Origin of the sequence: Pseudomonas sp. KBW05, from assembly GCF_003852405.1 — a bacterium.
Lineage (GTDB): Bacteria > Pseudomonadota > Gammaproteobacteria > Pseudomonadales > Pseudomonadaceae > Aquipseudomonas.
This window is the reverse complement of record NZ_QAJM01000003.1, coordinates 195,789-221,283: the sequence shown is the minus strand read 5'-3', so window position 1 is coordinate 221,283 and position 25,495 is coordinate 195,789. Positions and strand designations below refer to the sequence as shown.

Here is a 25,495-nt window from a genome sequence, read left to right as displayed (position 1 = left end):
CATAGCATGTGGACGGCATCCGGCATCACGTCAAATTGAACGTCTGCGGCGTAATGGCGCAATGGGCAATTGCGCCATTCGATTGGCCTGTGTCCGGTCAGTCAGCATGTAGATCAGCGGTGAGACGATCCCGCTGCAGTGGTCGCATGACGGGAACTCAGGGTTTGGCGCTTCTACCCTTACCGTGTACATGGCTGTATCGCGCAGCCCAGCGCTGATGCTTGAGCCCTGAGCGTCCAAACGGTGCAAGAGGCTGTTTTGTGCAAGGACTTCGGCATGGGTTCCAGGCACACCCGCATGGGCGGGAAGACGGAAGTTGCTGTCTTGGATGTGGGACCTCAGTCGCTGCTCGGTAAACGGGTGCATCGTGGTCTTAGTTTGGCCATAGAGTTTTTTGACGCCCGTGACCATCGCGTCCAGGTCGGTGACCTCGATATGATCAATGATTGATTCAAGGGTGACGGGCAGCTCTTTTGCGCCATTGAAGCCAGGTATCGGCATGGTTTGGCGAATGGTTTTGCGTGTTGCCGTTTCGTTGGCGCTCATGCCTTGAACAAATCGAAGCCCCGGGAATTTCGTGGGCTTGGCTTGCACGTTGAAGAAAAGGTTTTCCGCGAGTTCATGTTTTAAACTGGTGTAGCCGGCGTGCGCTACCTTTGGCGGGAGTAGGTCTGGGTTGTCTTCATTTTTCAGCCCTTCTCTGGCGATGATGTTTTTCTTCTCTTGCCCGGACGTACCCTGGGTTGCTTCGCGAAACGCGGCGGCACGCTGCATCATATTCGCGGTTGCTGTATTAAATGAGTCGAAGTCGTCCGCCAATGAGGTATCAGATGAGAGCGCAGCCTGCCTGACTGACAGCGGGGAGGGCGCCGACGCAAGGTCCAGATAATCCAGGCGGCCTCTTGCCAGGCCGGTGGGGTCTATATAGCTCACCGGGTTGTTTTTCACCATGGCGTACAGGTTAAGCCCGTCCACCGTCCCAGCAGGGTCGGGGCTGACCCAGCGCATCATCCACGGCGCGTAATAGCGCGCGCCGTAGTAGTAGAGCCCGCTGGCGTCACGTTCCTTGTTGGAGTAGCGAATGGTCTTGTAGCTGGCTTGTACCTCTGAGGTCGCCGCCCACCAGGCCGTGCCACCGAACGGGTAGTAGCCTTCATTGCTGATGATGCCAGCTGCACTGTCCAGCTCCAGCACCGTCGAGCCCTGTTGGTCGCCTAGGCAATAGCGCATCTGGTCATTTTCGATGCCCTTGGGCAAGTCCTCTACCCAGTGCAGAAAGCGAATCTGGCTACGACCGGCGTGCAGGTTGATCACGTGATATTTCTCACGATCATCCACACGCTTTATTTCGAGGCCAGGCAAGTAGCGAACTTCACGGGTATGGGCCACCGTGCTGGCGCGCGTACTTTGCCATTTGCGCAGGCGATTGCCCTGTGCGCTGTAGGCATAGTGCTCGCGATCATCGGTTGTGCCTGTGCGACTGATCTGGACGACGCTTTGCAACTGGTTGCGGGGGTTCCATTCGAGGTTTTTTCCGCTGGGAGGCAGCGTTAGCAGATTGCCATCGGCGTCGTAGTGCATGGCACGGTTGCGCGCCGTGTTGCCTTGGCTCCAGGTCAGGCAGCGGTTGTTGGTGGCGTCGATAGCCATTGCCACGGTATGGCCCTGGCCGGTGATGCCGGTGGTATGCACCAGCTTCGTGAGGTTTTCACTGAGGTCGTATTCATACACTTGGGTGTAGTTGCGCAGTTGGTCGAGGCTGTCGAGCGGGGCCCATTCGGGAAGGTCGGGGTGGGTACTGGCTGCCGCTGATTCGTAGCCGGTGGCGCGGATCAGTTGGTAGCGTGAGTTGTATGAAAACGTACGCGTAGGCTCAATGCGCTGGCCCGAAAAGTATTCGGTGGCGCGGCTCGCGTCAGTGATTCGGGTTACATTGCCCACCGGGTCATAGCTGTAGCTCAGGTGTTGGTACCGCGTTGTGCCCTTCGCTGCCGTTTGTTCGATAAGTCGCCCGTTGGCTGTGTCGAAGGCCCAGCTGCTGATGACCCCGTTGCCGGCCTTGTGCTTTTGCAGTTGCCCGTCGGCGAGGTAGTCGAGTTGTTCCAGGACAGTTTGCGGCGCTGAGCCACTTATCACGAGTTGAATGCACTCCAGTTGCCCGGCGACATCGAATGTAAAACACTGCTGATGTTGGCGAGCGTCGGTCTGGCGGCTCTGATCACCGGTGGCGGTGTACGCCCACCGGGTTTCAAAAAAGGTCGGCTCAAGCAGCGATTTCTGGGCTTCGGGCAGGTCTGGCCAATTCGGCAAGTCCAGCGTCTTGAGGTATCTGCGCGTCTCATGTAACGGGGCGCCGCCCAAACCATAGTCAAGGATTTCCAGGCTGCCTGCCGGATCGAGATGCCTGATCAATTGGCCGCACCGGTTATGCAGGGCGTTCTGTGCCGAGTTGTCGCCATAGACCAAACGTTCGACAGTCAAACGGGCAGTTTGCGTGCTGCCTTGTTCATGGCGGGCGACGGTTCGCAGTTGGCGGTCGTATTCAATCGTTTGCCGGCCGCCTCGCTGGTCCCAGCGCCGCAGAACCTGCCCGGCCTCGCCATAGAGCTCCATGCGCCAACCGGCGTCACTGTGCCAGGAGAGTAGTGGCACTCCCGAGAGGCCGTGGGTGCGCTCCAGGTCAGGCCTGGGTTTGCCGGGCCGTGCATCCCACTGCCTGACCAGCAAGCCATCAGGGCTGTATTCCTGACGCTGGATATGGGCTGTGGGCAATTGCCTGGCGTCGACGCGCAGATAGTTGACTTGCCGCACGGCCAAGCCCCTGGCGTCGGTAGCGGTCAGGGTCGGCGTGTGTCGGTCGGCGCTGTTTACCATGGCCTACCTCCTTGCCCTGGCGACGATATCGCGATGGCGATCCATGCGCTGCGGGTAGAACGTGCCATTGATCTGGTACAGCACCAGTCGCCAGTCTCCACGCCCTCCGGCTGTGCCTTCAAAGGAGGTCACGTCGAGGGTGTGGATTTCGCGCAGAGTGCGTGGCTTGCCCATTTGATAGGGAATGTTCTGATCCTGCTCGGTATCGTGAGTGTATTTATGGTAATTGGCGGCAGATAGCGAGGCGCTGAACTCCTCAAGAACACCACGAATTTTTTCTTGTTGGGTGGTATCCCATTCGAGAAAGTGGCGGCTGCTGAAAAAGTGTTCGGCATCTATCGTGGCGCCTCGTTGTCTGGCGGAGGCTGTCGCAGCGATGGGTTGCACGACTTCTTCCGCGGCGGCCACCCGGCTGGCTTTCTTGCCGGAAACCTTGGTTGTCGCCGCCACTTCGAAGGGGGAGTAGGCCGTCGGTGCGACGGTTTTTTTGGCTGGCGCTGCGGTGGGAGGTGCGTCGCGCAGTTTGATTGAGGGAAACACACCCTTGGCAATTTGTTTCTGCAGGTTGATGTCACTGGCGTTGGACAGGTCAGTCGCGTGCTGGAGGTTTTTCGGTACGTAGGCCCACACGGCTCCGTCGTTGAGTTTTCTCACCTCCAGCGGTTGCCCGTGTGGCACCTGTTTGTTGAAATCCTGTAGTCGTGTCTGTTCCGTCGGGTGCAGATCGATACCCGACGGTAGAGGTTTCGGTGCAGGCGCTGGTGCAGGCGTTGCTCCTCTGAAGTAGGAAGCGGCTGCCGCAACTGCCGCTGCCACTAGGGAGACACCGGCGATCAAGTACGCGATTTCCGCATTCAGACCTTGGCTGTCGACCTTGGTGACCGGGCTGTTATGTGCCATGCAGTAAAGGTTGAGGCCGTCAGCGGTGCCCGTGGGGTCCGCGCTGATCCAACGCAGCAGCCAGGGGGCGTAATAACGTGCGCCGTAGTAATAAAGGCCGCAGCTATCACGCTCCTTGCCACTGTAGCGCAGGGTCTTGTAGTGGGCATGGACCTGCGAGCGCGCCGCCTGGCAGGCCGTGCCGCCATAAGGGTAATAGTCTTCGTGGCTGAGCAGTTGGCCGTCACCGTCAAGTTCCGTCAGGCAGGATTGTTGATGGTCCGACAGGCAAAAGCGCAGCGTGTCTTGCTCAATACCGGCAGGTGCGCCTTCAGGCCAATGCAGGCAATGCACCTGGCACAGTCCGGCTTGAAGGCTGATCACGTGCCGCTCCTCACGGCCATCGTCGGTGTGAAGGGTGAGACCGGGCAGGTAATGCGCCTTGTGTATGTGGGTAATTGACGCAGCTCGGGTGCTCTGCCATTTGCGTATCCGGTTGCCATCGGCTGCGTAGTTGAAGTGCTCGAAATCATCCTCGTCGTCCCCACGGTGCAGCATGACCACGCGCTCCAACTGATCCCGCGGGTTCCAGGTCAACGGCTGCGCACCGGGTTGCAGCACGTGCAGGTTGCCGCTGGCGTCGTAGGTCATCGGGAACGTCTGGACGGCGTCGTCACCTTGGCTCCAACGCAGTACACGATTGCTTGAGGGATCAACCGCCATGACCCGCGTATGGCCTTGGCCAGGGATGGGGCTGGTGTGCACCAGCTTGGTGAGGTTGCCACCGTCGTCGTAGGTGTAGTGCTGGGTATACGCGCTGCGCCGGCTGAGATCAATCGGCGTAATCAGCCCTGGGAGCTGTGGGTGGGTGGTGGCTCCAGGGGCTTCAACGCCGGTGGCGCTGATCAGTTGGTTGAGGCTGTCGTAGGTAAAGTGTCGAGTGTTGTCTGCCCGGTGGTTGGCTGCGTAGTGGGTCGCTTGCAGCTTATCCGTCAGCGAGGTCAGGTTGCCCACGGGGTCGTAGTGATACAGCGTGTGCTGGCGCACGAGTTTATCCTTCATTGCCAGGATGCGCGCAAGGCGGCCGTCTACCGGGTCGAAGTCGAACTGGCTGACGACGCCATTGCCGGTGGTGTATCCCAGCTGTCTACCGGTCGCGCTGTAGTGCAGGTTATCCACGATCAGTTGCGCTGCCGAGGCATGCTTGAGTTGCAGGGACAAAGCCTTGAGTTGCCCCGCGACGTCAATGGCAGACAACTGGCGATGACCTTTTGCATCGGTCTGCAGCAGCGTTTCGCCTAGCGCGTTGTAGCGCCAGGCGGTGTCATAGGCCGTTGGCTCTAGCGCGTTACGCGCAAGCAGCACGTGGGCGGGCCAGTCCACAGGTGTCAGGCTGAGTGCAAAGCTGCGCGTCTGTTTCAGCGGCGCGGCGGTCAATGCAAAGTCCGATGTAGACAGCAAACCGCCGGGATCGTAGTGATGAATCAACCGCCCGCATTGATTGTGGCTTGCCGACTGCGCAGAGCTGTCGCCATAGATGAGACGCTCCAGGGTTCGCCGGGGTTGCTGGTGCGCGGTCTCGTGACGCGCAACCGGGCGTAGCTGTGAGTCGAAATCGGTTTGCCAGTGGCTGGCGCCTTCGTCCCACGTTTGCAGCACCTGCCTGGCTTCACCGAGCAAGCGCAGCTGCCAACCGGCGTCGACATTGCGGCTGAGCAGGCGTGCGCCGCTCAGGCTGTACACGTTGGTCTGGCTCGGTGATGTGCCAAGCCGTGGGTCGTGCTCGCTGAGTATCTGCCCGGCGCCGTCGACGTGTTGGCGCTGTATGCGCAACTGGCTTTGTGTGGCGCCCGGCAACCGGCAGTACTGCACCTGCCTGACATTGAAACCGCGGCTATCGACAGCGCTGAGGGCGGGGGTGCGAGTGGCGTCCATGGCGTCAGCTCTTCGATTGCCAAGTGTGCCGCTTTTTAACGGGCGGTTCGTCAAACAAGTCATTTTCGTCGAAAGCCACCGTTGTCCACAGCCAGTACCAGATCTCCCGGCGTAGTGGCGCGAGCTGTGGCGGGTTGCCTTGCAGCATCTTTTTGGCCAACAGCGTTACGGTCGGACGGCCGATTGCATCGTAGAACTGCTGATCGTGAAGGGCGTGCGCGCGCATTGAGCGGTCGTTGATGTAGCACCACTGATCGGCGAAGTAGGCACGGTATTCGCGCACAATCAGGCCCTTGTTGTTGTACTCGACCGGTTGGCTGATTCGCCAGCGCCGCAGGGCCTGCACCTCTTCAGGCGTGCCGTCGGGTTTGAGCAGCAACTCGCCGTTTGCGCCCACCCGCCACGCCAGCCCAGGTGGCACTTCCTGCTTGGTTTGCAGAACCCGGCCCAGGCCGTCCAGGCAGGTGATGCTAGCGCGTATCTGCACCGGTTGCAGTGGCTCGTCGGGGAATTGGTCGGCTACGAGGCTGACGCTGTACACCGGTTCGCGGTGCGCTGCATCAAGTTGCGCTTTGAGGATCTGCTCGTTGCTATCCAAAGAGGCCCGACCCTCCAGGTGGCGGCGGGCGCGGTCGCAAAAATGCCCGCTGGGCAAGATAAAACCTTGTGCCATTGCCCATGCCAGCCAGTCGGGTGTCGATGTGGCAGCGGCTTGGCCCATCCAGCAGAACAAATCCCAAAAGCCAGCCGTGGCGAAGTTGCCCAGGGCCTGTGCTTTGTTCTCAATGGCAATGGCAGGGTTGCGGTCTGCCGGTGGCAGGTAGCCGTCCAACTGGGCGAACCCGGTTTTCTTATCTAGCTCAGTGCCGTAGAAGGTGGTGATAAAAGGCTCGCCGAACGCACTGTAGTGGGCTTGTTGAACATTGCGATTGGCATCCTCCAGGGTGGCTGGCAGCCCGGTACGGTAGTCGACGTCGCGTACGTGAGTGGCACAGTGATCGGGTAACTCCACCTGGGTAATCAGGCATTCGTAGGGGTCATAGGTGAGCCGAGTAACGCCATGGCTGCGGGTTTCGCGGTAGCTGCGCAGGTTATAAAACCCGGCCAGGCCTGCGTACACGGGGAAGCCCTGATGCACGGACCACAGGTAGTCCTTGGCATCGTCGCTGTTCAGGGTTTTGCGGTGGGGTGCCGAGGGAAGGAAAGGCTCCATGATGTGGTAGCCGACTTCCGGCGATTCGAGTGTTGCCTTCAGGTCGAAGGGCAGGTTGCCGTCAGCGTCCCTGAGTGGCTCGTAGGCCTCTAGGGCATCAGCGTTCAGCTCGGCGCTTTCGCTGTACGCCGCGAGGGCCTGAAACGCGGCCTTGCCCGCAGGTAAGGGCTGAGCGCTGAGCGGGTCCATGTAGAACTGCCGAGACATGCCGGCGAGTGTGGCGCGGCGCGCCCACTCGCCGTCGTCCTGGGTCCAGGCCAGCAGGTTTTCATAGTGGATACTGGTGGCATTGAGTGCCGATTTTTCCAGCACCAGGGCGTTGCTGCGCTGCAGATACGGCAGGCCCAGGGACCAGGCTTCAAAGTTCGGCTGCGCCGCTCCAAGGTGGTGAATGAACTGGGCCTTTTCTTGCGTCAGATACCAGGTTTTCTGGGCGTCGTCATGGGCGTCCTGCCACCACTGTTGCGCGTGTTCATCGCTGAACGGTGGCGCATCCGCGGCGGTCTTGCGCCGGGCGTAATACAGCGTGACAGCATGGGTGACCTGGCCGTACTCGTCCCGTTCAAGGTTCAATTGGTGTTGGCAAATCGGGTCATCAGGGATCTGCGGTTCATATTGATAAGTGAGGGTTTCAAGGCGTGTCGGCTCGATCACGGCATACGGTTGATGCTGGTTTTTGTGGCGCAGCACGCGCGCCAGATAGCGGTGCTCTGTGACGGTGTACGGCACGGCGGTTGCCGGGGCGTCATCGGCGTTGCAGGTTTCAGAGCGCAAAACGAGACCGCTGAGGCTGCGGGCTATTTCGCTGGCGATGTCCGGGGTTGGCTCGACAATCAGTTGCGCGGCCTTGTCGTTGAAGTGGTAGTTGTGCAGCACCGTCGGCTTGAGGGGCACCGCCAGCGGGTCGTGGGTGCTGTAACCCTGCCTGGACGGATCTATCTGCTGGCCGGTATGGAACCAGGTCTTGTTCAGTACGGGCGGGCTGAAGCCGGACGTCGCGCGCTCAGCCTCCGAGGCTTGCGTATCAGTCTGCAACAGCAGTCCAAAACCGCGAAATACCCGCTCGACGCCATCGTAGTATCCCGCGCGGTAAGCCAGCCCTTGGGTCAGGCGGTTTCCGGTGATCTCGTCCAGTTGGATCAGCTGTTTGAGCACCTGTACCACCAGTGGCAGGTGCGAGACTGGGTTGGTGACACCCTTGTTGTGTTGCTCCTGTTTTTCGTCAAGCCATTCCTGGGCGCTACTGCGGTAGACCACGAGACTGCTGGCCCCCATGTTGTTGCAGGTCGCACACATCAGGTAAGGCTTGGTGTGGGCAAGATCATACCGCCAGTGCCGAGGTGTCATATGAGGCACGGTCAACACCAGGCTGGAGCACCCGTTGCCTTGCAGGTCAGCGCTGCTGAATTGGCACAAGTCGTCGTATTGCACGCCAGCGGGCCAGGGCAGATCGATTGAGGTCGATGAATAACCGCTGCCCGCGTGGTTCATAAAGACCCTGATGGCATTGGGTGTGAGGTAGAGCAAGTCCGCCGCGCCTGAGCCATCGAGGTCCACCAGGCGGACCTGCGTGCTATTGAACTGGGCAGCGTCGAATGGCAGCTCGCACAGTTCGAAACCGTTGCTGAAACGCCCGTGGCCCAAGCTCGGCCAGCACTTGACTTGATTGTGGCGGATACGCACCAGTTGCGTGCTGCCACTGCCCAACACATCGGCAAACGCGGTCAGTTCAGTTTTGCTATCACTGGCCAGCGGCAGTTCATCCGCCTCGGCCGGGTCGTGCGGGTGGGGGACATCCACGGCGGGGGCGAACCCCGTCTCACCTCGATTTGCATACAAGCGCACGCTGCGGGGCCCGATCAGCGCCATGTCTGCCGGGCCATTGCCGACCAGGTCAGCCATGCGAGCCATGGGGTGGAGCATTTCATTGGGAAACGCGTCGAAAGGCACGAAGTGTGACCAGGCCCGGTCCGGCCCCAGGGTGAAATAACCCCTGAGTCCGGGCGCTGCCACGACCCAGTCGAGTTTGGCATTGCCGGTGATATCGGTCAGGTACTGGTTAAACGGTTGGCGAGTATCGGCGATCGGTACGTGTTCCAGTCGCTTCCATTCGCTGTAGTGCACAGCGTCGCCACCTTGGGCAGCGCGCAACGGTTCGCGGTAGTGCCATGCCTGGTCCTGGCGCGATAACACTCCCGGCAGGCCTTCGCCGTACAAGTCCGCCAGTTGATACTGCTCACCGTCGTCGAGGCCGGGCATGGCATCAAACGGCGTCCAGGCTTGAGCCCGTACATCCAGCGCGAAGCTGTTGTAGTGATATTCCTGCGGTGGACGGCGTTCGATTTGCCCCAGGCTGTCATAGGCCTGGGCATGGGTCGCGGTCAGCAGGCTGAACCCCAGGGCGTTTGGCCGATGTTCCAGTACGAGGCGCTGCACCAGGACCGGATCGGCCCCAAGCTCGGTGGGAAAGTGATGGAACAGCAGAGCCTGCCGGCACAGGCGCCGCGTGCCCAGTTCAAAACCCAGCGTGTAGCTCGAATAGGGGTCGCTGCGCAACGCCCAGGGCTGGCGCTCGTCAAAGGACGGCAGGGTTTGCGGATCAACCGCGTGCTCCCCATAGTCGAAGACCAGTTGAAAGTGCCAGTGCTGCTGTTTCCAGCTGTCGGCTTGCCAGGCGTACAAATGCTCATGGGCGGTCGCGTTGCCATAACGCACGTACTTGAGGTAGCGCTGGGCGCGGTAGTCGCGCATCTGGGGCGGTGTGGGGGCTTCCAGTTCGGATTTGTACCCATAGACGATATGTTCGCCTCGCACATTGAGGCTCTCACAGATCAACCAGGCAGCTACCTGGTCGGGCACCTGGGGATTGAATCGGCGTGAGTCGGGGGTCTTCCCGTAGATATGCAGGATGCCGTCGGCGTTGTGGGCCAACCAGAAACCTGCGTTATCGGCGGCGCTGGTCCAGTGTTCAAGCAGTGTGAATTCACCTTCGATCCGTGGCCAATGGCGGACCACGCTGTGCTTGGCGCCCAGGGACACGCCGTTGTAGGTGCTCACCTGCCTGGCAATCAAGCGGCCGTCATCGCTACGTTCCGGCATCCACACGTCGCCATTCGGGCCGGTTATCTGGTCGGTGCCGTCAAGGCGCGGCACGCCTAGCGTCGTGCGCACACTGACGGCATCGATCGGCAGGCTCCACCCCAACCCGAAAGGGCTATTACCTCCCTGGCTGGTGTAGGCCAGGCCCAGTGCTGGCGCAAAGCCGCGTCCGGGTGAAATCGGCAACTCTATACTCAGCTGCGCCTCGCCGCTGGTGCCAACCGCGCCCCAGCCTTTGCCGATGCTTTGGATGCTGCCACCCATCTTGGGCAAGGTCGGGGTGTCGATTGGCAGAGGGGCTTTGGGCGTCATGATGTGCCTCCGCCAGGCCGCGCGGTGTAGCTGAAATGCACGATGATATCGGTCATTGACTCCAGGACTGCTTTCTGCGCCGTGGGGTTTGGAAAGATCAAACGCCAGCAAGAAATGGCACCGGTGTATTCAAACGGCAAGTAGCGTTCATCGTGGTAGTCGAGCTGAAACTGGCCGTCATCATTGAAACCACGGGAGAGCGCAATCTGTTGATTGACCCTGAGGTTGTCTTTGGGCAAGGCGCCAAGGGTGGAAGACATTTCAACCCGGCTGCTGCGCTGAACCAGGATGGCGCGCAAATCTTCGTAGGGGCCCATGACCACAGGAAAGGACAGACTGATGGTTTTAATGCGGCGCAAATAGTGATTTTGCCCGGCGTAGTCGTCATCGAACATTTTTTGCGTCAGTTCAAAATCACAGCTGCCGGCCACGAGTGCGGCCTTGATCTGATCCCAGGGTTTATTGATGGAGGATGACTTGTCCTTTTCCCAGAGTGCTTTGAGCGAAACGGTTTTGCGAATCTCCAGGTCACGCACATGTTGCTGGACGTATTCGCGATACATCTGCTGTAACGCCATTTTGAGTTCTTCACCAGCGCCCAGGCCGCGGTAGCTGTTGTTCCACACGCCGGGGCGGATAAAGGACTGCTCGTAGCGACTGGTTTCATATTGCCAACAGGCTTCTGCGGCCTTGCAGGTCGATTGCGCGGTAGCAAATGCGCTGGCGTAGAAACTGGCGAACCTGCCGTTGAGCCACTCGTAGGTCTGCGCCTGGCTGAAGCGGTTGTTGCTCAGCAGGAAGTCGTAAGTGGCCTTGGCCTGGTTCAGCGCTGTTTGCGCCTGGCGCACTTGCAGGCGTGTGGCTTTGTGTTGTTCCTCAAGCATTTTGCGTTGTGCCTCGATGTGCTCGACCTCCCGTCTCGCCTGCTCACCCGCCTGGGTCCATTCCTGGGCCCGGCGGCGATATTGCTCGTAGGCCGCGAGGGTGTCGCTGGTGCCATTGAGGGCTATGGCAGTGGCCTGCAGCACGTGAATGGGGGCCTGAGAAGCACCTTCGATGCGCGCACCACCGACGCTGAAACCAAAAATGTTCGGCACCATTTTGAGCATCTCCGCTGCACTGCCAAAACCACCGGCCGAGGCCTCCAGTAAACGCGCGCGCAGGCGTAAGTCGATGCTGAGTTTTTCCAGGAAACTGGTGCCTTCATTGGTCAGCTTTTCGTAATAGTCGACACGGCCCTGTGCAATGGCTTGTGCGGCGCTCAGCGCTTCCCTGTTCGCATCGTCCACGCTGCTGAGTTGCAGTTGGATATCCACGGCCGCCTTGGCCAGGTCCCAGGCCTGGCGTTGTTGTAATTCAAGGTAGTGCGCCTGCTCTTTGCGTTCGATCAACGAAAGCAAGGTTGAGCCGAACTGAATCACGCTCTCCACCGCGTTTTGGGCCAGGGCGAACATGAAGCTGAAGCGGTAGTGGGGGATCTGCGGGTTCAGCAACCGGTCCAAGCCGCTTCCGGAGATGCCTTGCGCCCGGGCGGCAAGCAGTGCACGTGGGTCGATCGGGGTGGCGAACAGCTGCGTGTCCATGACATTGCCTGCCATGTCGAGGTTGTGCCGCAGGTTGTACAAACGGCTCTGCGCCCGCTCCCAGCGTTTGATCAGCTCAGGGTTGAATGGCCGCAGCAGGTAGGGGTTGTCGAGGCTTGAGAGCGAGCGATCCACCTTAAAGGGGCGCAGGCAGATCAATGGGGCTGGGGCAGAGGCCGGGGCACGGCCGATACGCAAAGGTGGGTGTTGCTCCAAATGGTACTGCATCCCTACCAGTTGTTGTTCAAAACGACGCAGATCAATACTGATCGTGGTGCTGAGTTGACTGAGCGTTATCGGTGTCCAGTCGTCTGTCTGACGGACGTCTGGGCGCTCGCCAAGAAGGTGGAGTATGTGGGTGTAACGCAGCTTGGCTTCGGTCAGCCCGTCAGGAATCATCGTGGCATAGGCCGCGTCGGCCTGGTCACTCTCGATGTCGATATACAGCCCGTAAATGGCTTTACGCAGGTGGACTGGAAAACTCAGGCCAATTCGATGTGGATCTTGCGGATCCCAAATGGCCTCGCTTGGGTCTGACGGGGCAGGCCATACGGCTTCTTGGAGCGGCACGGCTTGCCAATAACCCGCATTCCCCTGTTCGGAGGTCTGGCGTGAGGGGTCGAATAGAAATGCCAGCCAGTGCTTGGCTTCGTCGTACTGCTGTTCCTGCTTCAAACGGTATGCCACCAGCCACGGCAGGTACAAGAACAGCTCAAGAAAGTACAACGCATACGCTCCGGAGAAATCCATTGTTTGCTGGGTGTCGTTTTTGCTGATAGGCGGCTCGGCAAATTGCTGGTTGCTCCAGGTCAGCAAATGCTCCATGCCTGCCTCTGCGAGGTTGATCAAGTGCCGCGCGAAGATGGTATTCAGGCGAATGGGCTCGCGCGGCTCACTGGTCGAGCCGTCGCTGAACTCAATGCTCGAACCGCTGAAGTCAATGAATTGCGCCTTGCCCAGGGAAGGGCTGTCGCCCTGTTCGAGATCGGTCAGGCTGTTGATGCTGGGCGCGATCTGGAGGTCACCGGAAATTTCGCTGCCCCACGTAATAGTCACGGGTCTCAAGCAGGAGCCCACAGGTACGTATTTCGGGAGTGGAAAAGCAAAGCGAAGCTCATACACCACTACCCCATAAATCAGCGGGATACTGAAATTCGTTGGGTCTTCAGGCCAAACGACCTGCCAGAGGTCGGGTTTAAGGGTGTTTTGGTTGACGGAAAAGGAGTATTGAAGCGTTGAATCCTTCGATAGCCTTGGCACCACACTGGATGTGGTCAAACTGTTTATTTGCGTGAAGTTTGTGGGCAGTGTGTTCGATATCACGTCCTGCGGGTGACCGACAAAAAATTGAAAGGATAAAGGCCCGGATGAGACCTTATCCATATGTTTGCTGATAGTAAGCGCAGCCTGAGGTGCGCTGACGCGTGCTACCCAAAATTTCGCTTTGTTACCTCTTGCATGTTCAAGCTCAGATTTTGACAGGAGTTTCCCAGCAAGTGATATCGAAGCGTTAGCAGGCGCCCGTGGCAGAGCAAACTCATATTTGCCACTCGATTCAAAGATCATGAAATGTAGATCCCTGGATGAGAGGGTATAGCGACCGTTGTCCTGTTCGAAAAAGGTGTTATTGACGGCCATGATTTGAGAGCCGGGCAGCAGTGTATACCGACCTTTATGCAAGCTCGACTCTTCGAATATGAGCAAGAGGCTGAGCACCGTGATGGTTTTAGCATCATCTTGGTAAAGACTAAACACTTCCGCTCGAATGTGCTCAAATGCGCTTTCAAGCTTGACCGTTATATTGATTTCAGAGCGGTCCTTGTCGTAAGCGATGCTAATGTCTTTTTCGACGGTTTTGATCTTCGATTGCCAGCTGTTGTAGTTCCACAAGTCTGACGAAGGGGTAGGCGCGTCCGCGACGATTGAACCAAACACTGACTGGGTTGAAGGTAACTTGAACTGGAAGCGGCCCTGATTTTTTTCGCTGATGGCGAAGGTGTGACCAATCAACAGTATATGTTTTCTGCTTGAGTCTTGTTCTGTTGTGGGCGTGACGGTTTTATCCGCAAGAACACTTCCGGTGGAAGGGAACAGCGGTGTCATATTGAAGTTCTTGTCAACTCGCACGCTTCTTAAAAATTCGTACTTGTCGCGATCACCTGTTTTATCTTCTCCTTTAACGTAGCCGCTGTAGAGCATCAGTACCAACGATTCTGGGGATGTCGAGTGGTTGTAGACGGCGATCGATTGCGTCTGGGCGGCGATGTCTTCCGGGCTCTTTACAATCAGGCTGGGGGTGTCGCAAGAATATTCAATGTGGACCTGTGGCGTGCTCCACGTGTTGTCGTACTTCTTGTAGCTCACGTACAAACGAAACAGTGGCAAGGGTTCAACGGCTTCTTGCCTGACTTGGGATGGAGGGGCGCTTGGCATCAGGTCCGGTTTTTTTTTCTCTAGCTCTGCCCAGACGATGAACAGTCTGTTGTTGAACATGCAGGGGCGAACTGTATGTCGCAGCGCTTTGTCCGAAATCGGCACATTGGCTCTTTGCCAATCATGCCAGGCATAGGCAAACGGCTTATCGAACTTGGCAGGCACCTCATTGAGCGTCGACGCAGCTTTTTTCACCGGGCGCTGAGACATGTCCAGAGAACGCCAGTAATAGGCGTTTTCAGCCGGCGAACGGGCGATCAAGTAATAGGGGCTGTTGGCAAAGTCATCGCCGTCAATATAGGCATTAGAGACATTCAGATTGGCAATTTCCTCAAAATGCCCCAGATAGGCCAGGACCGCCGACTGGATCGTCTGCGGCTCGATCCGCGCCTGTGTGATGTCGCTCTCCAACTGTTTGAAGCTATCGGTCTTGGTCTGGCGAAGGGTGGGGTCCAGATAGATATCCGGAAAGTTTTGCAATTGCTGGTTTGCGGCCCAGATCGGGTAACGGTTAAGCCCGTTCTGCCAGGCGCTGACCTGTTCAGGGCTCAGGCTGTGGTCGCTGTAGCCCGGCGACATGTTCATCATCATGCCGTTGATCAGTTGTTGCAGGCTGGCAATGGCGCAGGCCACGGGGCTGGAGGGTACGTCTTGGCTGACCAGGACATCCAGCAACCAGTACTGATACAGGTCGTTGGGGGTTTTGATGTTATCGACCAGCTCCTGCTCGATGATGTACGGGTTCTTTGGCACGGCCTCGTGCAAGTACAGCGCGAGCATGGCATCGCGCTGGCCTTCGTTGAGTTCAGCGTCGAATGAAGTCATCAACGTCACTCCCGTGTGGTGTTTGATGGGGTGTTGGCTGTCACTACAGCCTCACCGACGGCTTTCCAGTCATCCAGTTTGCTGTCGGCCGTGATCGCGGTTGCCAACAGCAATGCCTTGGCGGACAAGCCGCTGGCGTTGCAGGCGGCTTGGCAGCGGCGCACCCAGTCCACGTGTTGCATAGACTTGGCCACCGCACCCGGCAAGGTCGCCGTCAGGTTCTCGACTTCTAACGTTGCCCAGCCCAGCAACTTGGCCAATGCGACGTTGGCGGACTCACTGATTTGCAGCTGCAGCTTTTTCGTCATGCGCTTGGGGGAGGGCGGGTTGGCGAGGCTGAAGTAGCTGAGCAGGGCTTCTTCGGGTTGGTCCTGGCCGTTCAACCAGTGGCTGAAGCGCTCAAATAAATACAGATCGGATAGCGTGGGTTCGCTGTTGGTGATGGGGTAGCCGCCCAGCCAGTCGCGGTTGCAGAGGAACATACGCAGGGCGCGGTTGCTCAAGCGCAAGTGCATGGCGATTTCGGCATGCCGCGAAATGCGCTGGAAGTGTGCGACCATTAGCGCGCTTTTCGTCAACGCTTCGACAAGGACGGCGTAGGGCGACGTGTTCGCCCAATGAATTACCGCCACAGTGCGATCAACTGGCAGCGCGGCGGTTTCCTGGAAAAGATCCTGCAATAACCGAAGTTGCCGGTCATGGGCATCCAGCAGGAAGGCCAGCAACTTATCCTTGCTGTCCTGCTTGGCTGCGTCGCCGAGGGTCACGTTGGCCAGCAGTTTGTCCAACTTGGCGCCTAGCCAGCCCTTGGGGTCATCCGTAAGCGCTAGCGATTCGTCCAGCGACACCAGCAGACCGGAGTTATTCAGAACGTGCCAACTGGTGAGCAGGGTGAACCAGGGGATCACAGTGTTCGCATTGTTGTGTGTCGGCAGGTTCAGTTTGAGGACCTGCGTTTCGGTGACTCGGCTGAATTCGGTATCGTGCTGCAGCTTGGATAGGCGGGCACTCAAGGCATCCGTCAGGGGGCCGGGTCCGGCCGTTGCCGTTGGCCGTTTGCCCGGCGACGAACGCGGTTGGTTCAGCGGGATGTTCGGGCCCAGCCGCTGTTCGAGTTGCGTAATGCTCTGTTGGCTGTCGTGGAGCCAGTCCATGGCCCACTGCAATTGCATCAGGACATCAAGTATGTCCGGGGAAGCTGTTTGGTCGTGCGGGCGCAGTGTGCCCTTGGCCAGTACGTCCTTATAACTTTGCCCTCCCAGCAGGTTGGCCAGGGTCAGCAACTCGGCAACCGTACAGCCAAAGAGGCGGGCAATCCGCGCCTGGCGAAACAGGGATGACACGGTCGCCAGGTCGCGTTTCAGGCCTGCCAGCGCTCGACTGGTCTGCGCCGCAATCAATAGGAAAGAGTCTTGCGTGAGTTGCAAACCAAGGCCTGCGCACAGTTGCATCAGGGTGATGCGGTTAGCAAGGACATTGTCGGCAACCGTGAAAGCGGTCCTGTCCAGCACCAGCGGGGTTTCGAATAGCCGAATTGAATTAAACACACGGTCGAAGAGTGAAAGTTCACTTTTCACGTTGGTGTAGGGGGTGAGGTGGTGCATCAGCGCGCCGAACTCTTCAGGATCGATGCCGTGGCGCTGATTCAGGTAGTGATACACCCCAAGTACCCGCAGCGTGTTTTTATTGAGCACCATGTCGAGGTTGGTGGCGCCCTCGGCGCGAATGGCACACATGAGCAGGGTGTCGAGTTTGTTGAACGGGATACGGGTCCAGCGTTGCAGGCGAATCATGCGTTGCAGGCGGTCGAAGCGGTCCAGGGAAGTGAGTGTCAGGTGCCAGTATTTGCTTTCGCCGATGTCGACTGACTCGAGGTCCATGGCATTTTCGAACTGCTCATACTGCCGGGTCACGTTCGCAGCCGATGTGTCGGGGGCGAATCGATCGGAGCCGTTGCCGTTGACGTAGCAGGCGCCATAGTGGTTTGGGTGCGGGAACGGCAGGCCGAGGTTGCGGAGCAGACCCAGCCGTTGCGCGTTGCTACTGGGGCAGTTGGGGGATAGGCGTACTTCGAAGGTGTGTCGCGATAGGAGCATTTCGACCTGTTCGGCGTTCAGCCCGGTGTGTTGCATGAATGTATCGAGGTCCGCCAGCGCATCGGCATTGGGACCTGTAATTTCCATGCCGAACACCTTGGCGAAGTAGGCTTTCTCATCAGCAGTGGGGGTGTATTGCGCGTCAGCAGACAAGGTGAGCGTGCGCCTGGCGACGCTCACCGGGGCGGCTACCGTACCGGTGGTGTGGACGGCCTTAAACGTGGCGGTGTAGCCTGTTTCGCTGGCATCGGGCAGCCCAGTAGTCGGCTTGACATGTAGACACTGCGTAGCCTGTGAGGGGATATGTAAATGGTTTAGATAGTACGTGTCATTGTTGACGGCGGCACCGCTTGCCAACTTCATATCAACGCTACGATTGGCCCCCCCTGCTTTTCGAAAGGTAACTGCGACAGTATTAGACGCGCCTCTCCCCCCATGTGAGCTCGTCAGGGTAGTAACAGAAGGGTTGCTGGCCCCGACATCTGGTTGTCCCGCAGGCAGCAGATACCCCGATCCAAATGCAACATGCGGGCTGAGATGGCAATTGCCAGGGCTTTTCCACCCACTCACCAGATCGTCGCGGTTGAGATAGAACGTGCTATACGCCGCTGGTGCGATCAGCAGCTTCTGTTGCTGTGGGCCCAACCCGGTCAATAAGTGCTGTGCGTGCGGTGTCAGCAATTGCACCTTGCCGTAATCGTTGCTGTCGGCTTGTGTGATCGGCAGCAGATAACTCCCCCGATAATTGAGTTCGCCCAGCCTTGGTTTTCCCCCAGACAACCCCAGTTTGCATTGATGGTGGTAGAAGTTGTAAGGCAACTCGAACGGGTACTGGCGTTCGCTCAGCACTTGGTACAGCGGCTTGCTAGCGTCGGCCGCCTGGGTTTTCAGGTACGCGCTTAAATTGTTCCCCAGCACCTGATTGACAATTTCCAGCATAGGGCGCGGGGTGAAGGTGCTTTCATGGGTGATCAGCAAGTCCTTCAGATCAGGGCGGCGTGAGTCCAGCAACAGGCGTTTGGGGTCGTTGCTGGTGGATTCCAACTGCTGAACAAAGACCCTCAGAGCACTCAGGTAGGCCACCGGCGAGTCATCAGCCGCCAGGGCACCGACCTTGCAGAATTTCGTCCAGTTTTCGTTGAAGAGTTTGGGATAGGTCGGCCCAAGAGGCACCATTGCGCGAATACCGCTGTGTTCCGCTTGCGGCTCATAGGTGCCTGACGACGTCAGCTGTTCGCGTCGCAACCTTGCCAGCAACGTGGCATAGGCCTGGGCATTGGTGTAGGCGAGGTCACCATCGACGCCGCTGAGCTTGGCCAGTTGCCTCACAAAGTCCGCTTTGGACAGGCGCACGATATCGAAGACTGAATGTATGCCCATCCGGCTCATGGCGGTTTTGAAGGTGACCTGGCCTTTTTTCAACTTCTTGGTGTCAGTGGCAACCAGTGAGCTGAGCAGCGTGTGTTGTTTGGTGGCCATTGACCGTGGCTCCTTTCAGAGGATGAAAACCAGGTACCTGGAGACACAGTAGAGCGCAGCTAGGTCGTAGTTGTAACCTGTGAAACTTGACAGGTAGCCGATGACTTCTCTCAGTGCAACCCGGTATTGATCAACAACCGTTTGTCGTAACTGGTAGTTTTCACAGTTATCCTCAGGTCATTCGATGAGTTTAGATCTAGCACTATCACTGTTGGCGGCGACGCCATGGATTGGAGTGCCGATACCGTGAAAAGGCTCAAAGGCAGCACTGGACCAAGTAACGATAATGAAAGTGCCATAGGCCCTTTGTTCATTCATTGGAAAAAGCCGAATATTATCTATCCCCCGAATGATTCAATTGTTCCGCGCAGATTTGTATTCACGGCACGAGCGGCAACGGTCGGCGTTCCCATCCATGCCTGGAAAGTTCAAATGGAATATATGGACTCTGCGGACAAGAAGGTGACTGTGCAGTTAAATCACACGTTCGGATTAGTATGGTTTGGGGCGTGGATGTCAGAAATGAAGTGTGTGGTGGAATTCCCTCCTGGGATTACTGCTCTGAATTGGGTGCGAGCTGAATACCATGCTGGTATTACCAGTCGCTGGGGTTATGCCGAGCGGTTGAAAAAGCGTGAGCTCCTTGCTCCAGTGATTACGCAACCCAGCACCAGCTGGACAGCGTTCCCTCGCTTCAGTGGAACGGGGGAAGAGGGAGCGACGGTTTATTTGACATCTAACGTGATCAACGATCTTGGAACGGCGGTCGTCAAAAATAAACAGTGGGCAATTACACCCACTGACGCGTTGCCAATGACGGAAGTTATCACGCTGAAGGCTTTTCAGAACCTGGATTTTCAGGGTTCGAGCCCGTCAGAACCCGTCAGTTTTTCGCTCCTGTTTCCTCCTCAGATACTTGATGTCTCGGTGCCTCTTTCTGGAATGCCCACTGTAAGTGGTGTTGGCGGGCTTGCTGGATTGACGACTGAGGTGTTTCTAGCGGATGGCACGGGTGGCGTGCAATTGGCTACGACCGTTTTGGAAAATGGTAGCTGGTCGGTTTCCGCCCAGCGAGCCTGGCCTGCCGGTCATTACACAATAAAAGCGCGGCAACGCAGCACGCTGACGAGCGCGGTTTCCGATTGGTCGTTGGAACGGTCGTTTTCAGTGGGGCCTTCGAGACCTGGCTTGCACAATCCAGGGTTTGTCAAAGTAGCACGGCCTCTTCTGAGCGGAACCGGCGCGAACGGTGCGACGATCAAGGTCTATCAAAACGCTGATTATGGGAGGGTGATTGCCTCGGCAGTGGTGGCGAACGGGCAATGGAGTACCACACCAACGCAAGACTTGACGTCGGGAGATCCGACGACACTGGTTGCTGAGCAGTGGCTCAATAACACGTCAACAAGATCAGAGCTCGTTCCGTTCACGCTGCTATTACCCCCCGAGTTGACAGATGCCAACTTTGGGGAGGATGGCATCGCCACAGTTGGCGGCAAAGGTCTTGCTGGATGTACCGTTCGCGTCACGGCCAGCCAGGGAAGCGTGCCGCCGCTGGAGGCCACCGTCCAATCGAATGGTCGTTGGTATGCCATTGCTGCTGGTCGTTGGGTCCCAGGTTTCCACATGCTCACTGCCGTGCACATAGGCAGGAATTTTTACGCTCACCGATCAGACGTGTCTGAATTACTTCAGGTTGATGTCAAACCTGATGCGCCGCTGATCGCTCAGCCACCGATACCGACGCTTCCCACACAGGCGCTGGTCATAACTAACGTCATTCCAGGCAATTCCACGTTGCAGATGTATGACGCGGACACCAAAAAAACCATCGCTGGCAGCTTCAGCGGATCCACCGCCAACCGCACGTTCACGCCTGCACAACACTGGGCGCTGGGCACTCGTTCGGTGTACGCGATACAAACATTCAATGGTGCGCCGTCGGCGCCCAGCAGTATTTGCAGGTTTTTTGCCACGCTTGAAAAACTCACCGTTCTCTATCCAGAACATCAAGAGGTCATGGAGCAGGGAGGCGCGTTTTCCGGCAGGGACGGCTATGGCGGTCCGGGGTCAACGGTGGTGTTGTACACCACCCAAAGCAGCAGCCCGGTTGCCACCGCCATACCCAATACCGACGGCGTCTGGAGCTCAACAGCGTTGCCGCTGCTGCCCGGAGAGCATGTGCTGAATGTCGCCATCAAGCTGGGAGCGCTATTGTCCCCGCCCTTCTTGCGAAGTTTCAGTATCAAGCCGCGCAAGCTTTCCATTACCGCACCGGCAGCGCCTCCGATCCTGCCGAAGCAGGCGTTGATGATTGTCGGGGATCATATTCCCGGAGCCATTCTGAAGATGCACAATGACGCGGGTCAGGTCGACGGGACCTTCAGTAAAAGTGGTACGAGTTACACATTTACCCCGCTTAAAGCCTGGCTGCCTGGCGCGCAACAAGTGTGGGTCACGCAGATGTACAGCGGCATACAGTCCGATCCCAGCAGCCCGGTCAGTTTTTCCGCCAGGCCGGTTCAGCCGCTGATCGGTCAGCCGCGGGAACAGTCCTTGGCGGCATCCGACGCGCCGGTCATTGGTTCATGCAGCCCGGGTGCTGCGGTCTTTTTGCTCGGCCGGGATGGCAATATTCTGACGGAGGCAGAGGTCACAGGCAGCCGCTGGCAGGCAAACTATGATTGGTCGGCACCCGGTGTCCAAAGTGTTCGGGCGATACAGGTGTTAAACCATGTTGACTCCCAGCCCGCAGATAATCGTACCTTTTATATCAAGCCCCGGATGGCCGTAATCAGCCCACCCGAAAAACCGATATTGGCAAGACACCCCTTGAAAATTACCGGTGTGTATCCAAGCAGCGTGATACGGCTGGTTGATGATGGCGGCAAGAACATTGCAGGGGGCTTCGCCGGGTCAGGCGTCGAGCGCCTGTTTACCCCGGCTGGGGATTGGTTAACGGGCAATAACACGGTTCGTGCGATTCAGACGGTGAATTCGATAGCATCCGATCCGAGCCTGCCTTGTGTCTTCAGCCGTCTGCCGATGCCCCTGAAAATCATCCCCCCTGCGGATATTGCCGAGCCGGCACAAGCGTTGACCGTAGTGAACGTAGACCCGTCAGCCAGCAAACTGATCATGTACTTGGAAGGTCATGTTCAAGTCCCCGGCCATTTCAGCGGTAGCGCGGGAACATTCACGTTCACGCCCATCGACTATTGGGCGCCCGGGGTTAGCACTAGCGTGTACGCAACACAGATAGTCAATGATGCGGAGTCCTTGCCGAGCGAACCTTGCAGGTTTACCGCCAAGCCCTTTGCTCCGGCCTTCGAAGTGCCTAAGCCCGGCGGGTACTACGATGCCGAGTTTGAAATGGGCGGTATTTGCGCCCCGGGTGCAGCCGTCCAGGTGTTGAACCTTGACGGTACCGTCCTCAGTACCTGGCAAGCATCCGGTAACCGCTGGGCTGGCATCCATAGCTGGGCAATGCCAGGGCCTAAACACAAACGTCTCAAGCAAATCGTCAACGGTGTTGAGTCAGATCCAGGGCCTCTGTGTGATTTCACGATTATGGTGAATGCGCCGAGCGTCACGCTACCGGGGAGTGTTTTCAACGCGTTTGACCCCATTGAAATCACAGGTGTTCACCCAAGCGCTGATGAGGTGAGGGTTTTCAATCCTTGGACTCAGGTGCGTGGCACTGTCGAGGGCACGGGCAGCGTGCGTTACTTCACGCCAGATACCGCCTGGGCGCATGACAGTCAAGTTTGTGCAGCGCAAGTCGTTGAGGCATTTCAGTCGGACCCGGGGAAGATAGTCCGCTTCAAAGTTCATCCCCCTATGCCGACGATTGGTCTACCCGTGCATGGCGCGCAGTACAACGCAACTGTTGAGCTGTCGGGAGAGGGCACTTCGGGGGCGACGGTTTTTGTGTTTGACCTCGACAACAATCAACTGGCGTCTTTTCCCGTGTCTGGCAGGTCCTGGGAGGGGAAATGCAGCAGTTTCAAGGCCGGAATACAACATATCAAGGTGCGTCAGTCCTACAACGGCATGGCTTCCCCATTCTCTGCTTTCCGTGAGTTCGCCGTAAAACCCCAAGCGTTAATCATTGTCCCCGCAGAGTCTCCGGCCAAGCCGTTGCAGGCTCTCACTGTGCAGGGGGTGGAGGCTGGCTCGACCTCGTTGCGACTCATCAGTAATGGCACGCCGGTAGCGGGCGTCTTCGTTGGTGACGGTTCCGTGCGTCGGTTCATTCCCGATCAAATGTGGTGGGCGCAGAACAAGGTGTATGCAATTCAGACGGTGGATGGGATCGACTCTGATTGGAGTGCCCCCTATGAGTTTTCTGCCGCCATTGAGAAGCCGATCATTGATTACCCAGTACCGAATCAATTGATGGCGTTGCACGAGCCGATATACGGCCATGTCCAGGCCTCGCTGGAAGGTGCGCGGATGATATTGAATGACGCCACCAGCGGGCAATTTGTCGCGTCTGTTAATGTGGATGTGGATGGCCATTGGGTTTCTAAGGGCTCTTTGAGGCTTGATCCAGGTTTCCATGAGATCTTCGTGACGCTGTCGCTGGGTGACCTGCCAACCGTTGAAAGTGCGCGTTGCTCGTTCAGACTCATGCCCGACGCACCGGAGATTGTGCCGCCAACTGAACCGGTGCAATCACGCCAGGCGCTGACTATCGTCTATTTACATGCGCAGGACGCGAGCATTGCCGTGATTGATGCTCATGGTCATGACGTGGCGGGCTCAATCGTCATCAGTGGCCTTAAGGCGACGTTTACGCCTGACCAAAGTTGGCCGAGTGGTGAGAACCGAATCCGGGCGTACCAGGTGATTGGGGGCGTCCGTTCCCTGCCAAGTGTGGAGCGAATCTTTAACGTACTGTCGGAGCTGGAGACTCCGTCCATCTTATTCCCCCATGTGGGGACGCAGAACCCGTCACGCCCGCGCATAAAAATCGCCGGCCTGCCCGCTGCGTTGATCAGCCTGCGCAATGCCAAAGATAATCAGCTATTGCATGTGCAATCGGCTGATGAAAATGGGTTCCTGGACCTTGTATTGACGAGTCGATTGCCTCCAGGCCCAACGCAGCTACAGGTTAAGCAACGCATTCAGGACAGAGAATCGCCCTGGGGCCAACCCTACGGGTTCTTTGTCTCGCCCAAGCCGCAAACCCCCATTATCGACCGGCCAACCCAAAACAGTGGTGTTCAGCCGGACCGCGTGGAAATTTCGGGTAGAGGCACTAGAGGAGGAGAGTTGTTGCTGCGTCATGAAGGTGATGAGGTCGATTTGCTGGCAACGCTCACAAACACCAGCAGCACTTGGCGGTGGTTGTCGACGACCCGGTGGGCAGAGGGGGAGCATGGCGTTAGCGTGCAATTGGTGCAATCTGGAGATGCCTCCGATTGGTCGGACGTGCGTAAGTTTAGGGTCAAAAAGGGTAAGTTCTCGATAGGGGAGGTTGGGCCGGTTCTGTCTCAGCCGGTTGTGGGCGAAAACCAGAGCGTGCTGTTGCGTATGCAGGTGGTCGACACTGAAACCGGCGAAGGGCAAGAAGGGGTCACGGTACGCTGGATCACTGATGAAACGGCCGACCGTAAAGGTTTGTGGGTCGTCTCGCAAACGACGCACGGGGGGTGGGCGGAGTATCGATATACACCCGATGCAGAAGGTGAGCATCCCGTTGAGGCCGAGGTAAGCGACACACATTCAGATCTCATCCTGCACGTAGGGTTTACGGTCAACGCCCTGCAGGAGAACCCGTGGTCGAAACACTTCGTGATGTACCTGGATGATGTGCCGGTTAAGCTGGCCCTCAGTGAATTGAAATTTCGACGTGGGATGACCCATTCGCTGAGGCTGGAGGTGCGGGACAGTTCGATGATTGGCTCCACTGTCGCGCTGGAAGACTTGGCGGATGCCGAAGCCTCGGGACTTGAATGCTCTCCTGCGTGGGGAGAGCGGCGTACGGTGGACGGGCAGCCGATGTCCTGGTCGGTTACATCAAGCTCTGGCGACGAAACTCATTGTGGCGTGAAATGGGTCAGCTCGACTTTGTCGGATTGGCACCTGCCCTGCCTGTTATTGTCGGATGACTTGAGGTCGCTGATTGAGGTCAAACTGGATAAATTCAGCGGTAAGGCACTGGGTCAGACGCTCTATTTGTGCCGTGGTGCAGTGCATACGTTGGTGCTGGATCCCCGCTCTGATGAAGTGATGGATAAACAAGTGAGTTTGGTATATGCGGGAGACCCCGTTGATCACGGTGTAATCCTGAGTCCGTTGGAGGGTGTCCCGCGAGCCATGAAGAAAAGTGGGTTGTCCTGGACACTCGATTGCACAAAAAGTGCTGCCGATGTGCTGTTGGCGCTTGAAATGAAAATTGGCGGGTGGGAGATCGCATCAAGGGTATTGCCGATCTCGTTGGCGCATCATAAAGCGGTGTTCTCAGAAACCTTCGGTCCCCAGGCAGTACCGGGTACACCGCCGTATTTGCGTTACGGTGTTCGAGTGGCTTCTGCTTACTCTGAACAGATACTGGCCAATCACCCCGTAATTCTTATCAAGGATCGGCAGGTCTATCATCAGGTAACCGATGAAAACGGCTGGGCTTATGTTAACTATTTTGAAAACGAGACGGTAACGTACAACCTGCCTAACCTCTACGATCAGCAATGATTCACTGTTCTTTCAGATTGTTCCAAAAAAAAAGCCACGCAATCAACGTCGATTGCGTGGCTTCTTGA

The 25,495-nt window shown here is 57.7% G+C and carries 6 protein-coding genes; 1 reads left to right on the top strand and 5 read right to left on the bottom strand.

The window, feature by feature from the left end:
• Positions 1–30 precede the first annotated feature (30 nt).
• The 5 genes from DBR46_RS03050 to DBR46_RS03030 are packed head-to-tail and all read right to left on the bottom strand — an operon-like array spanning position 31 to position 18,728.
• Positions 31–2,874 (bottom strand): RHS repeat-associated core domain-containing protein, encoded by a 2,844-nt coding sequence (locus DBR46_RS03050; protein WP_124524978.1) that lies wholly within the window; start codon positions 2,872–2,874, stop codon positions 31–33.
• Between the two features lie 3 nt (positions 2,875–2,877).
• Positions 2,878–5,688 (bottom strand): RHS repeat-associated core domain-containing protein, encoded by a 2,811-nt coding sequence (locus DBR46_RS03045; RefSeq protein WP_158619145.1) that lies wholly within the window; start codon positions 5,686–5,688, stop codon positions 2,878–2,880.
• A 4-nt stretch (positions 5,689–5,692) separates the two neighbouring features.
• Positions 5,693–10,312 (bottom strand): SpvB/TcaC N-terminal domain-containing protein, encoded by a 4,620-nt coding sequence (locus tag DBR46_RS03040; RefSeq protein WP_124524976.1) that lies wholly within the window; start codon positions 10,310–10,312, stop codon positions 5,693–5,695.
• Entirely contained in the window at positions 10,309–15,153 is a 4,845-nt protein-coding gene (locus DBR46_RS03035) for a neuraminidase-like domain-containing protein (RefSeq protein ID WP_256659206.1), read from the bottom strand. The genes DBR46_RS03040 and DBR46_RS03035 overlap by 4 nt, the downstream gene beginning before the upstream one ends.
• A gap of 5 nt (positions 15,154–15,158) precedes the next feature.
• Positions 15,159–18,728: a Tc toxin subunit A gene (locus tag DBR46_RS03030; protein WP_124524974.1), complete on the bottom strand. Its 3,570-nt coding sequence runs from the start codon at positions 18,726–18,728 to the stop codon at positions 15,159–15,161.
• 225 nt (positions 18,729–18,953) lie between these two features.
• On the opposite strand from DBR46_RS03030, the gene DBR46_RS03025 reads away from it, so the two are divergent.
• Positions 18,954–25,427 carry a hypothetical protein gene (locus DBR46_RS03025; protein ID WP_124524973.1) on the top strand — a complete coding sequence of 2,158 codons (6,474 nt, stop codon included), beginning with the start codon at positions 18,954–18,956 and terminating at the stop codon, positions 25,425–25,427.
• The last annotated feature ends 68 nt before the right edge of the window (positions 25,428–25,495 follow it).